This is a genomic window from Psychrobacter sp. NZS113, assembly GCF_015864825.1.
Taxonomy (GTDB): Bacteria; Pseudomonadota; Gammaproteobacteria; order Pseudomonadales; family Moraxellaceae; genus Psychrobacter.
This window is the reverse complement of the sequence record NZ_JADYWL010000002.1, coordinates 223630-242518: the sequence shown is the minus strand read 5'-3', so window position 1 is coordinate 242518 and position 18889 is coordinate 223630. Positions and strand designations below refer to the sequence as shown.

Genomic DNA, 18889 nt, shown 5'->3' with positions numbered 1-18889 from the left:
CGCTTTAAGAAAAACCTTTAAAAACATCATCCTATAGCTCTAGTGATTCCTGCCCCGTCTGTGCTGCAACGATAATACCTTCACCAAATACAAATAGAGTGTCAGATTTCTGCTTAGCGTTTTCCAAGCTTATCAAACAGCCATTGCCTAACCTTAGTCTTATGCTGTTTAGCTATTTGATGCGGCGAAGACCCAGTATCTGAATACTCTGCGCAAGCATTTGTGACGATTTGTCCAGTCGTAGTAGCTTGATGATTTTACTTTTAATACTAAAGCTTATAGGTGTCTCAGTTAAGACTCTCAACAGTTTAAATAAGGGTTGTTATACTCAGGATATGTCACATATTAAGGTTCATGAACTATTTATTTCTCTCTTTAATATAGATTATTGTTTTTACAAGGTAATTACCTCTTTTAACTCGTGAACCTAATTTTAGGTACGCATAAGTTAAATAGGGTCTATAAAAGACTAAGTTCATGCTTATGTTATTACTTCTTCCATCAATCATCTCAATAACAAATCCGATTATAGATAAGAAGTATTTTTGCAGGCAATCAAATACTTTATTGGTAAGTATCAAGGTGTTCTTTGACATTTCTACAAAAATCTAAAGTTGATTCAGTTTCAATTAATTCAGTTTCAAATAAATACAAGGTCACCGAGTGCAGATGTAACTCTGATACTTCAAGCGAGGCTAACGCTGTATACGCAGCCTAATCTTCTTTGCCAGGTTATTTACCGCCCAGCCCATCTCTTAGGGCCAAGACTCCTTCAGCCAAGGAAGATAGCTGTTTTTCGCCTATCTTATCCTTTATATGACTATCGACTCCGTCCCATACGTTGTTTATCTCTGCCAGTAATAAGATGCCTTTATCCGTTAGACTAATCAAATTTCTTTTCTTAGCTAATGGGTCTTGTTGTCGAGTGATATAACCTGCTTTTTCAAGGCGTGTCGTCATCGTACTCATACTGGCCGCCGTTATCCCAAACTCACGAGCCAATTCAACCTGTGAGGCTTCGCCCATCTGGTTGAGCGCTACAATGACGCGCGCCTGATGATGACCTAAGCCTAATGGCAAAAGCTCATTGCGCAGATATTCTTCTACTAACGTAGCCGAATGTAGTAAGTAATGAAAGATATGTTCATGGTTTGCTTTATTCATAGTTAGCATGCTAACATATAATTTCTTGAAAGTAAAATTATTCTCCACTCTCAGATTACTTATAAATAAATTGAGCGCAAACCATGTCTACTATTCCCATAAAAAATACAAAATATAGTTATGGTTTGATCGCCATCCTACTACATTGGATTGTCGCCCTCGCATTTATTAGCAACTATGCAATCATCTATTACCAACATTGGTTTGTGACGGCCAAAACTGACCTAGCAAAATCCTTATTCTCGTTTCATACAGCGATTGGTGTTTCTGTCTTTGTATTTATTGTACTTCGAGTCATTTGGAAATTTATGAACCTACAGCCTAAAGACGTTCCAGGTACCAAAATGGAACATTTGGCTGCACATGGCGCTCATATTTTGTTATATATCGTGATGATTGTCATACCACTTACAGGCTATCTTGGCACTGGTGGTCCTTCACAACTTTTTTTCTTATTCGAAATCCCTAAATTTTCTGATACTCAAATATTCCAAACCGTTATCCAAGGTTGGATGGGTCTGACGTGGGCGCAGTTTGAAGCACCTATGGACTTTATTCATAAAAAAGGTGGCGCCTACTTTGTATGGGTATTGATTGCTGTTCATGCTGGCGCTGCTTTATATCATCACTTTATTCGTAAAGACATCGTGCTAAAACGCATGCTTTATCCAATGACACCTCTAAAAGAATAGTCATTCGTCACATATTCATCAATGAAATCGTTTGTATTAATATTTTTTGATTAAAATCATTCAAATCAAGCAAGACGCTAACCGAGAAAGCTTACTATGAAAATTCATATTTTAAATGATAAATATCACTACCCTAAACTGTCTAGAAGATTGGTAGGCACATTGTTGAGCGTTAGCATTATGGGTCTATTGAGCGCGTGTAGTGGTAGCTCTCAGCCATTAATTAACAGTAATAACCAAGCAAATATAAACTCGCCATCATTAAACGAAACTGGACTAACCTATCCGATTATTTACACTCAGCAGCAGCTTTGTTTTGATAATGAAGGTACGGCTATTACCTGCCCTATTTTCAGTGATGCACTATACGGGCAAGATGCTCAGTTTAAAGGTATAAAAGCGTCTTATACCAATAATCAAGATGGCACGGTGACAGACAACGTGACTCGCCTAATGTGGCAAAAGACACCTGACTATCAACATTATCAGTACGATGATGCTATTAACTATTGTGCCAACCTAGAGGTAGGTGGCTATAATGACTGGCGATTAGCAACTATTAAAGAACTGTATTCTCTTGCTGATTTTCGAGGTGAGATAGTTGATCCTAGTGACAATAGCAATAATACGCCTTACATTGATACCGACTATTTTGACTTTCAATACGACCAACGCATGGCTTATATCGGGCAGTATTGGTCAAGCACCAAATATACTCGCGGACCAGTACACAACACCGAAAATGTCGATGCCGCGTTTGGTTTTAACTTCGCCGATGGACATATCAAAGCGTATGAAACAGGCTATGTATTTGGTACGGACAACAAAACTGTACAAGCACCAGGCAACTTTGTGCGCTGCGTACGAGCGCCAGAAAACGTCTATGGCGTCAACGATTTTGTTACCAATAATGATGGCACAGTAACTGATAATGCGACTGGATTGATGTGGCAGCAAGCAGATGATGAGACAAGATACACATGGCAGGACGCTCTAAAAGTCGCTAAAAATTCCAAGCTCGCAGGTCATAGTGACTGGCGTTTGCCAAATGCCAAAGAGCTGCAAAGTATCGTAGATTATGATGGAAAAGCAGGTGAATTTCCGGCCATTGATACGCAGTTTTTTACACTAAGTGCTGACAATACCGTGGCCGACCCTACGTGGGTATGGACCAATACGACCCAAGGTGATTTTAAGTACACAGCCGACTATATTTCTTTCGGTAAAGCCTTTAGTAAAAAGAACTCAAGTGCAACAACGTATTACGACTGGCATGGTGCAGGTGCGCAACGCAGTGACCCAAAATCTGGCAATCCCGCTGATTATGACATGGCCTCTGAGAATGCTGCTGACTTGGTCATGACTAAGAACTATGTCTTATTAGTCCGTGACGCTAAGTGATACTAGCAATAGCGAAAGCAAATATGTTCAATTCTAATCGTTAGGTTGGGTGCCACATGGAACCCAACGTGCAAGGTTTTTTACAAGTAATAGATATATTCTTACGTCAATTTTTTTAAATACCGGCCGACGGTTTCTTGTTCGGCATCAAACCACTCTTTTGCTTTTTCATGCCATTGTGTTTGGCCTGAATAAGCAAATTCAGCTTCTATTGTATCGATAGAAAAACGACGTTTTATTCGTTGGTTGCCTTCTTCAAAAAACTGAAGCACTTCGTTGTTTTCTTCATCAAATTCAAACCCATCAAGTTCGAAGATCAATTCTCCGACTCTTTTTGGTTTAGTAGAGAATTCGATTTTAAATCCTTGCTCTAAGCTCCCTTTTGCAACAGAAGTTTCAAAATTAAAAACTTGCTTTAAAAATGGGATGTTTTTGTGTTCTCGTTTAATCTTATCTCTTAACTGGGTATCACCTTTATCTGTAACGATTTCATTTACTCGTCCGAGTACCAATCCAGCCCAATTCGCATTAATAATTAATGCGCCACCTTGATGACGTAGCTCTCCTGTTGTTACATTTTCTTCATTAATTAATTCAAGACTCAATAACACTCCAGCTTCGCGAGAAGTAATACGCCAGTCTTCTATATACGATCCATAAGGTGAAGCTTCGATCATACAATCCCCGACACGAGAAAGAATGGCAGGCTCAGGCCAACGGTTATGCACTTGAAAGCCAGTGCCACCTGACCAGCTTAATTGCTCATTGTTCCAAGTACTATCAGCAGACCACCCTTCATAATTGGCTAATTGATAAAGCTCCTCTGAAGAGCATTTTTCCCACGATTTTTTAACTACCATTTCAGCTTCAATAGGGAGGCGTAGATCAATGGTTAAGTTTCGACCCTGTAACCAAAACACATGTGTATCAATATCCGTTTCGCCACTTGCGAACGAGATACTTATGCGCTTAAAACAGCCAATCATCCAGTCAGGGACAGAATTAGCCGATTTTTTACCATGACGTTCGATGAGTTCTTTGATATTCATGATCAACCTTCCTTTATCGCTGCTTGCCCAAAAGACAAAAGTGAACGAGAGTTTTCAGGTAGATTTACTTCACCTCGAGCAGATTTTTCTTTGAGATAACTAAAGGTTTGTATTGTTTGTGCGAGGAGGTGATCACCACAAATAATGGGTTCATAAGATGAGGCTTCTTGCTCATCAACAAACTTTGAAATAGGAGCAACAACGGTCTCGTAATCCAAACTTGAGAAGAAAGGGAATGAGTACCTCTCTTCTTTTACTTGTCTAACACGATGAGAGGTGGCAACGTACTGCCCGTTTGATACTTGTTCCATCATGTCGCCAATATTGATAACAAAACAATCCTCTACTAACGGCACATTAATCCATTCATTTGCACCATTAAGTACCTGTAAACCTGGAGCCGTTGGTAATAAAATGGTAAAGAATTCGTAATCTGTATGTGCGCCGATTCCTGAATCAGATTCTTGTGCTTCAGGGTTATCAAAGTAATGAATTAGACGTAATTGACTAGGAGGGGTTGTAAGATACTGAGTGAATGTATTTTCAGGTAGTTTTAACGCTAAGGCAAAACCTTGAAATAATACTCTGCTTAGCTCAAGCATCGCATTATAATAAGCGCTAACATTTTTTTTGAATGCTCCATTTTTAGGCCATTGTGTAAAAGCCTCTTTTTCAAATCTAGCCATTAAACTAGGTGAATCTGGACCAATATCATAAGCTTCTTTTAAGTCAGGTTTTTGACTGTCTGTACTATAAAACCCCTCTTCGCCACGCGGTACATACCCTGAGTGATTTTTTGAAAGGCCGATATAGTTTTCCATTTTGCTGTTTTGATCTTGCTTAAAATATTCTTTAACCACCTCTTTGAGGTCATTGATTAAACTTGGGGCAATTTGATGGCCTTTTAAGTATAAAAAACCTGTCTCTCGAACGGCTTTATCTAAACTACTTGCAGCTACCTCTCTTTTATTTAAATCATCAGAAAATAGTAAAGAAATATCCACGATGGGAAGTTTAGTAAATGCTTTATGCACCGTTTTTTCAAAAACTGACATTTTATTAAGCTCCTTTCGTAAGCATAGAGTATGCTGGTCGTCCAGAATCTATCAGCAAGCTTAGTTGCTGTTCGGGTCGTCCCGAAATTATTAAATGAAGACCACTCTGGTACTTCATTTAAAATTTTCTATGAAGGGTGTTAACGTTATATGTCTTATTATTGAGGTTCAATATTGATTACTATCTCTCCAGTACCTTTCATATCACAGAATAGTATAAGCACTTATTGTGCCAAAAAAACAAACAAGCAAAAACAAATACTTAGAGTTATATAAGATATAGAGTATAAATTCTACGCACTAAAGAAAAGCAGTAGCTGCACCAAAGTAAAACATTTATAGAGGTAGGAAAATATCAAGTAGCGTCTTTATGTTAGGTTTAACGCTTAACTACCGCAATAAATATAAGCTTGTCAGAAATGATCAGAATAAGTCAGGAGTCTCGTCTTAAGGCCTTAGGTTTTAGATATCTATCTAGACTTTAATTAAAGAATTACTCTAAACCAACTTTCTAAACCTCATTTCCAAAATATAGTAACCTTATCGCCGTCTGTTTACCCTTCAATATTTTTCCTGTAAAAATCAGCTAGTTCTGGCTTAATAGAATCTTGCACTTCTAGAAAAATTAGCCATAACGACTTGTCTCCTCTATCGTTAAGCAACTTCTCAGACTGATACGTGACCTAGTGATAATTTTTAATATAACTGGGTATTCGATATATATTACTCGTTAAATTCACCTCTCTCAAATTTGCACAGAACAGTACTATGACCCTACTTTTTATATTCTGTGCGAGTACAGGAGCATGTGTTTTGTAGAAAACTCTCTCAACTGCTTACCAAATGGACTGTCTGTACCAAAATGACGTTTAATTATCTATCAATATAACTAGCAAAAATGGTGTGTAGACCAACAGTGACATGACCTACTCCTTATTTTGGCCATTATGCTATAATTATCCCCAAGTGAACCTTGGGGATAATTAAGTATTGCAACCGCTATAAATAGAGGTTTTTTTGATTATTATTCTAAATACTGGTGTCCATACCAGTGTCCAATAGTTCTTTATGCTTTTACATAAGGCGCTTTTCATAAGTTATAAACCCTAAATCTGTTATTCATCTTACTTATCATATTTACGGATACACATCATGGCTGTCGACAATGCAAATGACATCAACAAATTTGAATGTCGAGATAAAGACTATTCGGTCAGCGTCTCAGGTGTGGCTGGTTTAAGCTTGCGTATTTATCCAAACGGTAAAAAGGAATATTACCTGCGTTATTCTCATCCACACATCGATGGTAAACGACCTAGGATGATGTTGGGTAAAGTCGAAGACATCAGTCTGTACGAAGTTAAGTATAAAGCTGAGACCATACTTAATATGGTTGCCAAAGGCTCCGACCCTAAAGCCATTCATCAAAAAGAGCAAACTAATAAATATGCACACCTAAAGAACGCGACGTTTTCTGAAATTGCACAAGCATGGCGAGATCACAAAACATCAGGTCGCCAACAAGGAAAATCTAAAAAACCATCATTCAGTGACTCTACCCTTAAGTTTTGGGATTTGTGTCTCGGATATATGCGCCGCGAAATTGGCGACTTAAGAATGAACGATATTACAAGCGAGATGATATTAAGCGTGTGTGAGTCTATCCAAAACAATGAGAACCAAGCGACCTTCGTTGGTGCAAGCACTCGGCTATATACTGAAAAGGTGTTTTCATTCGCTGTTGCACGAGGACTTTGTGATAGAAATGTGGCGATTGATACCCGTGGTGAGCTTGCACCTGCCAACTCAGGTAATCATTTGCCAGCCATTACCAAGCCAGATCAATTTGCGACCCTCTTAACAGATATGTCTGATTTTAGAGGTGCAAGCAACATCACATTAGAGGCGATGAACTTATTGCCTTATGTGTTTGTACGTAGTATCGATTTACGGTCTATGCGTTGGGATGATATAGATTGGGAAAATAACTTATGGTCATTCTCCCCTATTAAAGGCGAAGGTCGTGATGATATGGTCTCGCATTTAGTCGTACCATTGGCGACACAAGTGATTGCACGTCTAAGAAACATACAGTCCATCACAGGCCATAAAGAATATGTGTTTGCCTCGATGCGCGGTTCAAGCAATGCTTATATTAGTAAAGCCACGTTGGTGCAGATATTTCATCGGCTTGGATACAAAGATGTGCAATGTGCGCATGGGTTTCGAGCATCGGCCAAAACCTTACTGATGGAACAGCCTGAGTTGCGTTATTCAGATATCGTCACAGAATTACAGCTGGGTCATAGAATCAAAGACACGCATGGTGGTGCTTACAACAGACTTGATGAGATAGATATTAGAATAGAGATGATGCAGGATTGGGCAAACTATATAGATGGACTCCGAAATAACTCTAAAAAGTAATGATGTCGATTCTGCGACGAGTAGATAGTGGTATGTACGATAATCAAAACGTAAAAACCCCTTCACGCTAAATTTCCATAGCGTGAAGGGTTTTTATGTTTTTCAATTTAATAATCAACGGTATAGTTTAAACCATAAGTAGTACCTGACGCTGATAAACGGTTCAGGTCACCAAAGGTCGTTTGATGATATACCGTCAGATAATCTTTGTTAAGTAAGTTGTAGATACCGTAGCCAACTTTCCCTACTGGCATTTCTACTTGTCCTAATACATCTACTGTCATATAACCTGTGACAGGTAATGCACTAGAATCTGGGTCTTCTTGTTGGTCTTTATAGGCTCTATCATCGCCACCAACAGCCAATGCTTGTAGACGTATGTTGCTACCGCTATCAAAGTTGTATTGAGCAAAAGCTGTGCCTTTAAGTGGTGTTACGTTCACCGCGTCAAGCTCGAGCCAATCGCCATTATAGTCATATTGACCGCGAGTATAAGCAACGCTACCACCTACTTGCCATTGATCGTTAAGATCATGAGTAAGTGACCCTTCAACACCATAAATGCGTTGATCAGTATCGACAACTTCTACAGTATACTCATCAGTAAAGCGTACGACTTTATCTGACTCGTTATAAAAACCACTCAAGCGTGCCGCTGTATCGCCATGCTTACCTTGCCAACCAAACTCATAGTTGTTGATTGAAATTGGTTGTACATTCTCTGAATTGACCACAAAACCTGCACGTACATCACGTAGCGCTCGCTGTATGTCTGCCGTGGTAAAACCTTGTGAAAAATTGGCGAACAGTTGATCTTTTGGTGTTATCTGATAGCTAGTACCAAGATTAAAGAGTACCTTGTCATGGTCGGTACTACCAGCTTCTACTGTCCCTGCTTCATAATCAGTTGAAGGGTCATTGGCGTAATACTCTTCCATCAGCTGTTCGTAAATCGGTGTAAAGGCATCCGTCTCCGATGTCAGTTTTTGATAACGTACGCCAGCACTGGTATGCCACTTATCGGTCAAATCTACATCAGCATTAACAAAAGCACCCCATTTATCAATAGTAGTATCTGGCCCACCACTGTAAGTAAGTCCATTTGCCTGGGAGGTTAAGCCGTTACTAGTATAAAATTCCGTAAAATCTTGTCCATAGTAAGTTTGTTCACTATTTTCGCGTTCAAAATCAGCACCATAACTCAATAGCACATTTTTACCAGCAAACTCTGTTTCCGTTTGCATCGCTGCACGCAGGCCCATCACGTCGATTTCCGCTTCTGACTGAGTAATGAAATATGGATTACCACCGCTGTAGTAAGTATAATCATCTAGTACTGTTACAGACTTAACGGAAGGATAGAAACGTCCCTTTTCGTTTCTGTAGTAACCAGTCAAGCTTAAGCTAGAACCTGATCCTACAAAGTCATCATCACTGTAACTTAAATTTACCGAGCTTTTTTCGGTATAAGGCTGGTTTTCTATGTTGGCACCCTCAATCGCTACTAAAGACGGCGTGGCACCGTATAATACGGCTAGACCATCACCATAGTCTGGACCGTAGTCAGTGTCTTGCTCATCTCTATAATAAGTAACGGCCAAATCAACATGTTTAGTGTCGCTGAGCTCCATACCAAAACTGGTATTAACACTTAATGACTCGGTATCCTGCTGATCTGTTTGGTTGACATCTGGGCTAATACGGTCATCACTGCTATCGAACTTACCACCGGTACTTTTATAATCTACATCCACACGGCCATATGCACGCTCGCCGCCATATCCTAATGTTTGCCCAACGCTATAACCCAATGAATCTGAGTCAAAATTACGACTACTACTAACGCCAACTCTCGTTTGTCTGATAGGGCCATAACCTGTCATTGATTTGGTAACCAAGTTAATTAGTCCACCTGCTGCACCTGCACCATAAATACTGGTGGCGCCAGACAATACCTCTACTCGCTCAATCTGTGCAGGGTCGATACTGTTCAGCTCTCGTGACAGACTGCGTGAGCTACTTAACGGTACGCCATTGATTAAATACTGTACCGGTCTGCCATGCATGGTAGTACCATAGTTACTGGTCGAACCACTACTGGTACCTAAGCTCGGAATCAGCTGTGCCAATATGTCGCCAGTGGTACGGTCACCCGTTGCCTGCAGCTGAAATTCGCTTTCAGTAATCACTTGCGTAACAGCTGGCATCTCACTAATTTTCTGAGCCAGCGCAGTACCTGTTCTGGCACTCGCAGTGACTTTAATGGTATCTAAAGTTACATTAGGCGTCTCAGTTGATGCTGCACTCGAAGCCAAATCTGCTGAAGCCTCTTCGGCTACAGATATTGTATTGTCATTAGTTTGTGCATATAACTGCTGGCTAATACAGAGGGTAAGAACGGATAGAGCAACTTGATGATGGCTTTTCATATTCACTTCACTTAGTTGGGTAGTCAAATAGTGGTATCAGTTATATTTAGCTAATAATACTGTGTGTACTAACTTTGTGAATAGCATTGTAAATGATAATTGTTTTTATTTCCATATGAATTTACTTGTTGTTGTAAGTGATGTTATATAGCCATTTTAGGCGCGGCCGAACCGCTCTATTATGGATAAAGTCACTGGTTTTCAAATAACTTATCTAACCGATCATTGCGATAAGCATCAAAAAATATTTGAAACTTCACCTCATCTGCTTTGTGCTTTTTTTGACAATCTGCTGATAGTTGTTGTGCCACATCAATAGGCAAGATAAATACGCCATCATTATCTATAATGGCGATATCGCCTGAACGAATCGTCGTAGTCTGCTTACCAAAGCGATAGACAATATCGGATGCTAACCTTCCTTGCGCCTGATTGCTTTTGAACGTGGTCACAGCACTGATACCTTGTGCAAATACCGGAAAGTCCAACTGCTGAATTTGTACCGAGTCAGTCGCCTGTCCAATAATAATGACCGCTGATAGCTTCTCATAGATAGCGGCGCAAGTGCGCAGTGCTCCCCAACATGCGGTGACGCCTAGTATCTGAGCATCAATACATAGCACATCATTAGGCGCTGCTCGAATCAGTGCTTGGTTGATCACATCCGTGTTGTCAGAGGTTAATTGCACTGTTAACACTCGGCCAACTATGGTAGCTGTGCAGGGATTCAGCGCTTTGATATCTGGCAAATACCCTTCCCTCGTTAGATGACCAATGGTTGAGGTGCCTATCTCTTTATAAGTATCTATAAGGTGGTTAATGTCGATTTCAGTCATAATGTTCTCACTATCGCACTTTTTAGCTTTTTTGTTTCTCGATAACTTTTATCGCATTGCTAATTGCTAAGTAGCTATTAGTTAGTTAAATGGGTTCGTTGGCTAGCTGATTTTTTAACACGCTTGAACGGATTGATCGTTTTGCTTTCTCCAGCTGGCATACTGCCATGAGGGTCAGAACCACGGGCAATCACAGGCAGTAGCAATGTTTTATGCGGATAATGTGAATTGCTCAAAAGCTCATCACGAAGTATCTGACGTTGATCGTCATCAAAATCGATAGTCACCAAGGACTCCTCAATACTGGTCATTGCCTCGTGCCACAGAGTCTCTTCATTGATATGATAGCGCTCAACCAATGACTCGATAATCGCTCGAAGATTAACCAGTAACCCTAGCGACTGTAGATAAAATATCAGCGCTTGCGGCGTCTCTCGATATAGACGATTTTTAAAATCTGGTGGGCTTAGATATTCAGGATCTGCTATTTGATGACGTGCCAGCCATGGTAGATAGATACGTACGGAGTCATGGTCACGCAATAACAGACTCGTAAAACGATTATCCTTTAATACGATAACAATATTTTGCCCGTGCATCTCAGGCGCAAACCCTAGGCGTAAGCAGCGCAGCATCGTCCCCAAAAACACATCACAAAGATTCTTAAAGCACGCTATGACAGCGAGTTTTTTATTCTGTGGCGAGCCTTCTTGAAAGCTGTCTTGAGCACTGTTTTGGCTACTATTCTGGGTAGTACTATCAATACCCTCCTGAACAATGCCATCAAAAATGTGATGGCTGACACCCTGCTTGTAAACCAACATACCCAGGCTTGCCATGGGTAACAGTTGAATCGTATCGTCACACAGATCTACTGGTAATTGACGTAGCATCGCGCCTAAATGCGTGGGTTTTTCTTGATAAAAATAAGGATTAATAGCGCTTTTATCATGTAGATGAGACGGAGACATATAACCCCACCATAGGCGCTCATCCCATAACCGTAGCTGTGCTGATAGTACCGGATCTAACTTTCTTGCCTGCATCAATATGGCTTGGTTTTTTTCACCATTAATTAGCTTTAGGGCTGGCAAGTAGCGTTTTGAGTTCAGTGCGTATACACCTATAGGTAGCTTAATGCTATTTGGTGTATCCGTATCAATTAACATACTGCGCATGGATGAGCTGGCATAAGTGATAAGCGCTTCAAAAGTCAGGGCGACAACTGTGCCACTGGCAAGATCATCGGCATACATGTCATCAACCACATGAGTCATTTGCCAAGGGTGTACGGGCATCGCAATGTGCGTATCCGCTATGCCTTTGTCATCTAGCTCTCGCATCAACTTCTGCTGCTGCGTAGCGTCCAAAAGGTAGGCCGCTGGATTTTGTATTGTCTTGTCTTTGAAATGATCTGCTACCATGAGATGGCTTTTGGCAATGGCGACCCATACCAGCGTGATAGGCTGATTAAACTCTGCCATATAACGTTGGTATTCTTGTGAAGTAAAGCCTAACTTGCCTTTAGCTAGTGGATGAAACGGACGATCCATCAGTGAGGCCCACTGCTCCGCTGCAATCAAGGTTTGATGCCAATGCGGATACTGACAAACTGCCATTGTGATGTTTGCCAATGATGACTGTTGCTGAGCTATAAAAGAAGCCTCTAAGCTCTCTTTTAGCTTTAAGACACCAACATCAGATAATGCGGCACTATCCATCATTGATAAAAAGATGTCTAACAAGTGCTGTGCTGAGCTTACTGGCTCTAGCAAAGCGCTATCTACATGATGCTTGTTATGTACGACAGGCAGACAGGATTTAGACAGTCGCCACTGTGAAGCGTAAGCAGGCTCTACCAATAGTAATAACTGTCTATCTTGTTCCAGTTTCATCACTATCAATGAGTTATCTTGGTCAAAGAAGTCTTGATACTGCTGTGGTAGCGACGCTAAAAATTGATGCGCATCTTGAGCTTGTGACGTTTGATGATTTGCCAAGTACTCAGTGGTGGTTTTCACTTGAATAAGGTGCTCATCCACCCACTGCTCTAATAAGAAACACTCTACCAAATGGTTAATCAGCGACCATTGAACAGCCTCGACATCTGAATCAGGATTTGCATCAAGGTGGCCATTTTTCGCAGAATTCTGCACAGGAAATAATGTATGCATCGTCTTACCCCTGACTTTTAAACAATGGGTTGTTGATGTATTTAATCGGGAATGCTTTATCTCCGAATAATCGGCGCTTAGCCAATGACTCAATGCGCGTTTGTTCAGCGAATACATCAAACAAGTCGAACCGTACTTGATGCTCTGGATGAGAGGTTTGATAGTCGGTCACGCAGTCAGCGACCTGTTGCCAAAACGCCACTTCAGAATAGTGATAATGCGTCTGCATAAAAATTGCGATGTCTGACAACGCCACAAAGAATAAGCAAGCAACCGTCATATCACGAATGCCATCTGTATCTTCGGTCTCGATGAACGAGCCTCTATTTAAGGCTGCATGTGCAGGTGGCAAGCTATAAAAATCTGGACGCAAGTGTTGTTGGGTTAAGTGCTCAGGTGAATAGCGAACCCCATCATGCAAATCTTTTAGTAATATTTTTACAGGATAACCATCTTCATGTACCAAGACGATGTTTTGCGCATGGCACTCTAATGCCACACCATAACCAAATAGGATATGTAATAAAGGGGTGACAGTGACCTTAATCAACTGCGCAATCCATGTATCTACACCATATTTGTCAAGCCAAGGTGCTATTAAATGCGAGCCATCAGCATTGACATAGCTCACACCATTGAGCGGAAATGCTGTTTGACCTTTTGATAGATACTGGTTCACGTTTTCTCGCCAAATCGCAGCTAGCCCGCCATACATATTTGGATGCTGGTAGCCACGTGTGCGTAGCGCCTCATGGTCTAGACTAACGCCAACGGTCTCACCTAAAAACGCAATGGGTAATGCTTGAGCAGTCTTGTCATCTGCAATCAGTTGATTTAACCAAGTGGTGACAACAGCCGCATTCATCACGGTATGCTTTGCTAGTATTCGCGTGCTTGAGGTATTAATCAGATGCATACTCAGCTTTAAGTAGGCTTTATTATTATTGACGTCATTGTTACCATTGTCATCGCTATTACCAAGCATCGTCAGTGAGCGAATAGACTGCTGAGCGCGGTACTGATGACCTGCACTACCCAAGTAGATAACTTCTTGCGTGGCAATTAATGGTTGTAATGCTTGAATTAAGGTATTTTGCCATTGCCAAGGATGTGCAGGTATTAGGCAATAATTATTAGCCGTCTCGTCTACTTCATGACTAGCTGTACCTTCGTCTTGCTTATTTGTGATTGTAAGTACTTTTGTGAGTTTGGCATTGAGTGCATCAAATTCATCAGCACCCACATAATCTTTCACCCATTCATTTATATCGATACCAGTAGTGGTATTGCTCACCAGTAGCTCTTTTTTGACTGCTAACCACACCACGCCGATGTTTTGATCAAACTCTGGGCCATAGTCATAGTTATCTTGCAAATCAAAACCAATACGAGACTTAAAACACGGATGATAAGGATGCCCTGCCGTCAAATAGCCTTCGAGTTGCTCATAAGTGAGCGTATCAATAGGCACAGGTATATTAGACATCAGTATCTGAGATTGTGTTTCATTCACTAAGGTATGGCACAGCTCTTTGATAAAGCTGTCTTTGAGCTCTGCACCTTCAATATTGAGCAAGATATCACTGATTACATGCTCAAGAATGACATCTTGAGCAGCACCGTTAACCACTCGCTGCACATTTAGCTCATTAAAACGGATGATGTCAAAACTATAATGAACATAACCTTGCGCGGTATAACTGACATCATCACCTGCCTTGATAACAAAATTCAGCAGAGTCTCACTATCAGCACTGTCATGAGCGTTATTCGCACTTTCAAATTCAAACTCAATGATATTTTCATATAGTAATGCTTGTAGTAATTGCTTAATCACCCGTTGCTCAGCGCGTGCCATAATTTGAGAATTAACAGGTGCTTGCCACGGTTTAGTCGCACAAGTAACGTCAGTACTATGATGGCTATTATTGTTTTTGGTAGAGTTTGCTAGATGCTTGAACATAGATATAAGTTTCCTGTCTGAAAATTGAATCAAATAAAAGTATAAATTTAGATGTATATAAAGCGAATGATAATTATTTACGTTAATAAGTTAAAGTAAACCCCGATACGGGGTATTTGTTTATGGGGATCGTGGTAATTTGCACGCTGAAGGAATCGTGAATAATAAAATCACCGCGATGACCACCAGTATTTCTTGAATCGAGCTTGCCATACCTTGGCTACTACCTGCTGCTAATAACTGCGCACTTCGACTGCCTATATAAAGGGTGGACAGCGTGATAAATATGGTAGAGATGATGCGGCGACTGATGTTATTAAGTGCGGCGCCTTCAGTGACTGATTCTTTGGGTAAGCTACTAAAACCAACCGTCGTGGTCGGCAGATACGCCAAACCCACTCCAATACCGCGCATACTCATAATTAGCATTAACAGCCAAAGTGTTGGCTGATACAAGCACCATGCCAGCATCAAAGTAGACAGTGCACTAATCGCAATTCCTACGATGCCAATCCCTCTGGCACCTTGCTTATCTACCATCTTGCCAGCGTAATGCGTGGTGATACTGGCTATGAGCGTCGCGACCATCAGGACAATACCTGTCCATAACGCACTTTCGCCCATCACATCTTGTATCAAAACAGGCAATAGTAAGAGACACAGCATCAAACCGACTGTTTGGCTAATGCTAATGATATTGCTGTGCAAATAGGTTTTATTGTTAAACAAGCGCACGTTCAATAACGGGTGACGCTGACGACGCTCATATGCCCACCAAACCATCGCGGACAGTAAAAATCCGACAGACAACAAACCCAACGTGGTTATCTTTAAGAAGCCGTCACTGCTGAATAATCCACTAGTGAAGTCTATCTTTAGCGTGCTCAGCCAAACCATCATCGCAAGCAGCCAAACAAGCAAACTGACAAATCCGATGGTATCGAAAGGGCTTTTTTTATCATGCGAGCGTATGTCAGGAATTAGGCGCCATACCATCGCCATGACCGCCGCACTGAGTGGCAAGGTAATGGCAAACAGTGTCCACCACGCGAACTGCTCAACCAAATAAGCCCCTACCAAAGGGCCAAACGCCAACGACATCATAATAACAATGCCCCATAGCGCCATTACTCTGCCATGCTGCTGCTGCGGATAAATCTGATACAGCATGCCAATAGACAGTGGAATAATCAGACCGCCACTCAGCCCTTGTATAGCTCTGGCAATGATAACAAAGCTCATACTAGATGCTAGCATGCCAAGGGCTGAGCCCAGCATAAACCCAAAAATTGCCGCCAAATAAACATGCTTAAAAGGGAACTTTTTGTTTAAGTAGCCACTCAGCATCAGCCCCACACTCATGGCCAATACATAGGCATTTAGCACCCAGCCGCCCATCACAATGTCGACATCAAATACAGACATAAAGACAGGAATCGCTGGATTGAGCGCACTATTACTAAAGCTGACGACCGTACCGCCGAGTAGTAATGTCAGTAATACCTGCTGTACCTGTTTGTCGGTCAAGCCATGACTGCTACTCTTAGAGGCTTCATTTATAGGCGACTCATTGGTAGATACCTTTTTTATAGACGTGTTGCTCATTAAGCAGTGGCACCATAAAAACTGAGATAACCTCTAGATTCCAAAAACTCATCGCGATTGCAAAAATACAGGGCGGCGGTCTTTTCTGGCATCTCAATCAGACGTTGCACTCTATAGGCAAAGCTATCGGCCACCCACTGATATACCTCAACCTTGCTATCAGGCTCACCCACGATTTTTTTGGCCTCAGTATGCTCAAATATAAACTTGGTAATCATCATACCTGTTGGCTTTAGATAGCCCTTACCAACCACCGCTGGATCGCCAAGCAAAATATGCCAACCCATGTCCGTCTCCTTGGCTTTATAATAATGAGACAAGCGGTCACGAGCCGTTTCATAAATCTCTGTATAGCCAATCGGCTTATCATCACAAATTATAAGGTAGAGACGCTGATGATCATCAGCCAGCATTTTTTCAAAATGTGTTTTTAGCTGCGGCATTGGGAGATGTAGCTGCCACTGATCAACCACATGCTCAGCATGCATCCATTTATATAGTAGCGGCATGTCTTCTGGATAATTGACAGGTCTCAATGCAAACGTCTTTTGATAAGCTTCAATACTAAAAGTATCGGGTAGGTTTTGGGTGATGGTCGGCATGACTTGCTCCTAATTATTATTTTGATATGTGGTTAATGTTTTTTAATATCGTTTCTGTTAAATATGAGTCTTATAAAGCACTACGCGCCAAAATTTTGAAACACTTTTAAGGCCTCGGTATCGTAAGTCTGCCTACCTGTTAATTGATTGACGATACACCCTGCTCTATAAGCGCCTAGCCCCAAGTCTGGTGCCCCAACACCATGGGTATGCACCTCCTGATTTTGTACGAAAATTTTGCCATCAGTCGAGATATCTTTTTGATGCGTCAGTACATATTTAAGCACATAGTCTCGATCAATGATTGGCTGTTCAAACGCATCGTGTGCGATGCTAGGCAGTAGCGTACTTAAGCACTCAGGCAGACCGTAACGATAGCCTGTACCAGCAATCACACAATCATACTCAGCAGTAAAATCTTGATTCTGTTCACGCTGTCTACCTACCAGTTTTATAGTGTCTGTCTGCTCTGAATCTTCTAGCATTGTTGTCAGTGTTGCTTCAATTACTTCACAGTTAGACAGCAACGTCGAATGCAGATCTTGATTAGTGATACTGCGCTCATAGAGACGATGATAAATACCCTTTATGGTCTCAAAGCCCATGCCTTTATAGAGCAGGTCTTGCTTGGCAGTGACTTGAGGTTTGGTTGCTGAGTCTAAATGATAAAAGTAGTCTGTATACGCAGGGCTAAAATGCTCCAAACCTAATGGGGAGTACTCCATAGGGAAAAACCCTGCCGAGCGAGTCATCCAATCTAACTGAAATTTAGGGTCGTCATCAGTGCTATCATCGCCATCAAACTGTTGATCAAACAGCGTTCGATATACCTCTGCGGAAGATTGCCCAGATCCCAACACCAACACTTTGGTCAGTTTGCCTTCTGTCTTGGTGCTATTCAGATCAAGGCTACTAGCATTGAGGCTGTCCAAGTCAAAATTATCTGCAAAATGGGCGGTGTGCATACAGCGGTTAGGCGCTTGTTTGGCAATGTCTTGCAACGATGGTGGTAGCGTGGCCTGTGTGCCAGTGCCTATAACTAAGTTTTTAGCATGATAGGTGTTTTGAATGCCCTGCTCACAGACGGTCACCACAAACCCATCATTACTGTCGTTAAACGTTACGTCTATCACTGCCGCATCAAAGCTCAAACTATCTAGCTGCTCAGCTACCCATTGGCAATAGTGGTTATACTCTTTACGATAAATTTTAAACTCTTCTAAAAAGTAAAACTTAAGCAATCGCTGCTGAGTATGCAAATAATTCAAAAAAGAATACGGACTGGTTGGATCTATCAGTGTCACCAAGTCTGCCATAAAAGGCACTTGCAGTGTGGTGCTCGGCAATATCATGCCTTTATGCCAATTAAACTCAGCCTTTTGCTCAAAAAACTTGGCGGTTACGTCGGTCTTTGTCAGTAATGCCGCCAAACTTAAGTTAAACGGCCCTACGCCAATCCCAATAATATCTAACACTGTCGCCCCTTAGTGAT

Annotated in this window: 13 protein-coding genes; 3 read left to right on the top strand and 10 right to left on the bottom strand. The window is 41.3% G+C overall.

Going from position 1 to position 18889, the window contains the following annotated elements:
* Nucleotides 1–732: 732 nt before the first annotated feature.
* A complete protein-coding gene (locus I6E61_RS03860) occupies nt 733–1164 on the bottom strand; it encodes a MarR family winged helix-turn-helix transcriptional regulator (protein ID WP_197130071.1) in 432 nt (143 codons plus the stop codon).
* 83 nt (nt 1165–1247) lie between these two features.
* Between I6E61_RS03860 and I6E61_RS03855 the strand changes: the two genes are divergently transcribed.
* Entirely contained in the window at nt 1248–1856 is a 609-nt protein-coding gene (locus I6E61_RS03855) for a cytochrome b (RefSeq protein WP_227685661.1), read from the top strand.
* Nucleotides 1857–1952: 96 nt separating this feature from the next.
* A complete protein-coding gene (locus tag I6E61_RS03850) occupies nt 1953–3257 on the top strand; it encodes a DUF1566 domain-containing protein (protein ID WP_197130068.1) in 1305 nt (434 codons plus the stop codon).
* 101 nt (nt 3258–3358) lie between these two features.
* Here the strand turns inward: I6E61_RS03850 and I6E61_RS03845 are convergent, their stop codons facing one another.
* Both I6E61_RS03845 and I6E61_RS03840 read right to left on the bottom strand, forming a co-directional pair.
* Nucleotides 3359–4306 (bottom strand): hypothetical protein, encoded by a 948-nt coding sequence (locus I6E61_RS03845; protein ID WP_197130066.1) that lies wholly within the window; start codon nt 4304–4306, stop codon nt 3359–3361.
* A gap of 2 nt (nt 4307–4308) precedes the next feature.
* Nucleotides 4309–5361, bottom strand: a complete 1053-nt coding sequence (locus I6E61_RS03840) for an isopenicillin N synthase family oxygenase (RefSeq protein ID WP_197130064.1) — start codon at nt 5359–5361, stop codon at nt 4309–4311.
* A gap of 1152 nt (nt 5362–6513) precedes the next feature.
* Here I6E61_RS03840 and I6E61_RS03835 point away from each other — a divergent pair.
* The gene (locus I6E61_RS03835; protein WP_197130062.1) at nt 6514–7788 is read left to right on the top strand and encodes a site-specific integrase; all 1275 of its coding nucleotides are present in this window, start codon (nt 6514–6516) and stop codon (nt 7786–7788) included.
* A gap of 107 nt (nt 7789–7895) precedes the next feature.
* Here the strand turns inward: I6E61_RS03835 and I6E61_RS03830 are convergent, their stop codons facing one another.
* The 7 genes from I6E61_RS03830 to I6E61_RS03800 form a co-directional block, all read right to left on the bottom strand.
* Nucleotides 7896–10217: a TonB-dependent receptor gene (locus tag I6E61_RS03830; protein WP_197130061.1), complete on the bottom strand. Its 2322-nt coding sequence runs from the start codon at nt 10215–10217 to the stop codon at nt 7896–7898.
* Between the two features lie 191 nt (nt 10218–10408).
* A complete protein-coding gene (locus I6E61_RS03825; protein WP_197130058.1) occupies nt 10409–11053 on the bottom strand; it encodes an RraA family protein in 645 nt (214 codons plus the stop codon).
* A 77-nt stretch (nt 11054–11130) separates the two neighbouring features.
* The gene (locus I6E61_RS03820) at nt 11131–13227 is read right to left on the bottom strand and encodes an IucA/IucC family protein (protein ID WP_197130055.1); all 2097 of its coding nucleotides are present in this window, start codon (nt 13225–13227) and stop codon (nt 11131–11133) included.
* A gap of 4 nt (nt 13228–13231) precedes the next feature.
* Nucleotides 13232–15190 (bottom strand): IucA/IucC family siderophore biosynthesis protein, encoded by a 1959-nt coding sequence (locus I6E61_RS03815; RefSeq protein WP_197130052.1) that lies wholly within the window; start codon nt 15188–15190, stop codon nt 13232–13234.
* 120 nt (nt 15191–15310) lie between these two features.
* Nucleotides 15311–16795, bottom strand: a complete 1485-nt coding sequence (locus I6E61_RS03810) for an MFS transporter (RefSeq protein WP_197130049.1) — start codon at nt 16793–16795, stop codon at nt 15311–15313.
* The gene (locus tag I6E61_RS03805; protein WP_194196539.1) at nt 16795–17397 is read right to left on the bottom strand and encodes a GNAT family N-acetyltransferase; all 603 of its coding nucleotides are present in this window, start codon (nt 17395–17397) and stop codon (nt 16795–16797) included. The genes I6E61_RS03810 and I6E61_RS03805 overlap by 1 nt, the downstream gene beginning before the upstream one ends.
* A gap of 80 nt (nt 17398–17477) precedes the next feature.
* Nucleotides 17478–18872 (bottom strand): lysine N(6)-hydroxylase/L-ornithine N(5)-oxygenase family protein, encoded by a 1395-nt coding sequence (locus I6E61_RS03800; protein ID WP_197130046.1) that lies wholly within the window; start codon nt 18870–18872, stop codon nt 17478–17480.
* Nucleotides 18873–18889 lie beyond the last annotated feature (17 nt).

Coding starts and splice junctions, on each gene's coding strand:
- I6E61_RS03860 (WP_197130071.1), bottom strand. CDS start 1,164: ATGAATAAAGCAAACCATGAACATATCTTTCATTACTTACTACATTCG.
- I6E61_RS03855 (WP_227685661.1), top strand. CDS start 1,248: ATGTCTACTATTCCCATAAAAAATACAAAATATAGTTATGGTTTGATC.
- I6E61_RS03850 (WP_197130068.1), top strand. CDS start 1,953: ATGAAAATTCATATTTTAAATGATAAATATCACTACCCTAAACTGTCT.
- I6E61_RS03845 (WP_197130066.1), bottom strand. CDS start 4,306: ATGAATATCAAAGAACTCATCGAACGTCATGGTAAAAAATCGGCTAAT.
- I6E61_RS03840 (WP_197130064.1), bottom strand. CDS start 5,361: ATGTCAGTTTTTGAAAAAACGGTGCATAAAGCATTTACTAAACTTCCC.
- I6E61_RS03835 (WP_197130062.1), top strand. CDS start 6,514: ATGGCTGTCGACAATGCAAATGACATCAACAAATTTGAATGTCGAGAT.
- I6E61_RS03830 (WP_197130061.1), bottom strand. CDS start 10,217: ATGAAAAGCCATCATCAAGTTGCTCTATCCGTTCTTACCCTCTGTATT.
- I6E61_RS03825 (WP_197130058.1), bottom strand. CDS start 11,053: ATGACTGAAATCGACATTAACCACCTTATAGATACTTATAAAGAGATA.
- I6E61_RS03820 (WP_197130055.1), bottom strand. CDS start 13,227: ATGCATACATTATTTCCTGTGCAGAATTCTGCGAAAAATGGCCACCTT.
- I6E61_RS03815 (WP_197130052.1), bottom strand. CDS start 15,190: ATGTTCAAGCATCTAGCAAACTCTACCAAAAACAATAATAGCCATCAT.
- I6E61_RS03810 (WP_197130049.1), bottom strand. CDS start 16,795: ATGAGCAACACGTCTATAAAAAAGGTATCTACCAATGAGTCGCCTATA.
- I6E61_RS03805 (WP_194196539.1), bottom strand. CDS start 17,397: ATGCCGACCATCACCCAAAACCTACCCGATACTTTTAGTATTGAAGCT.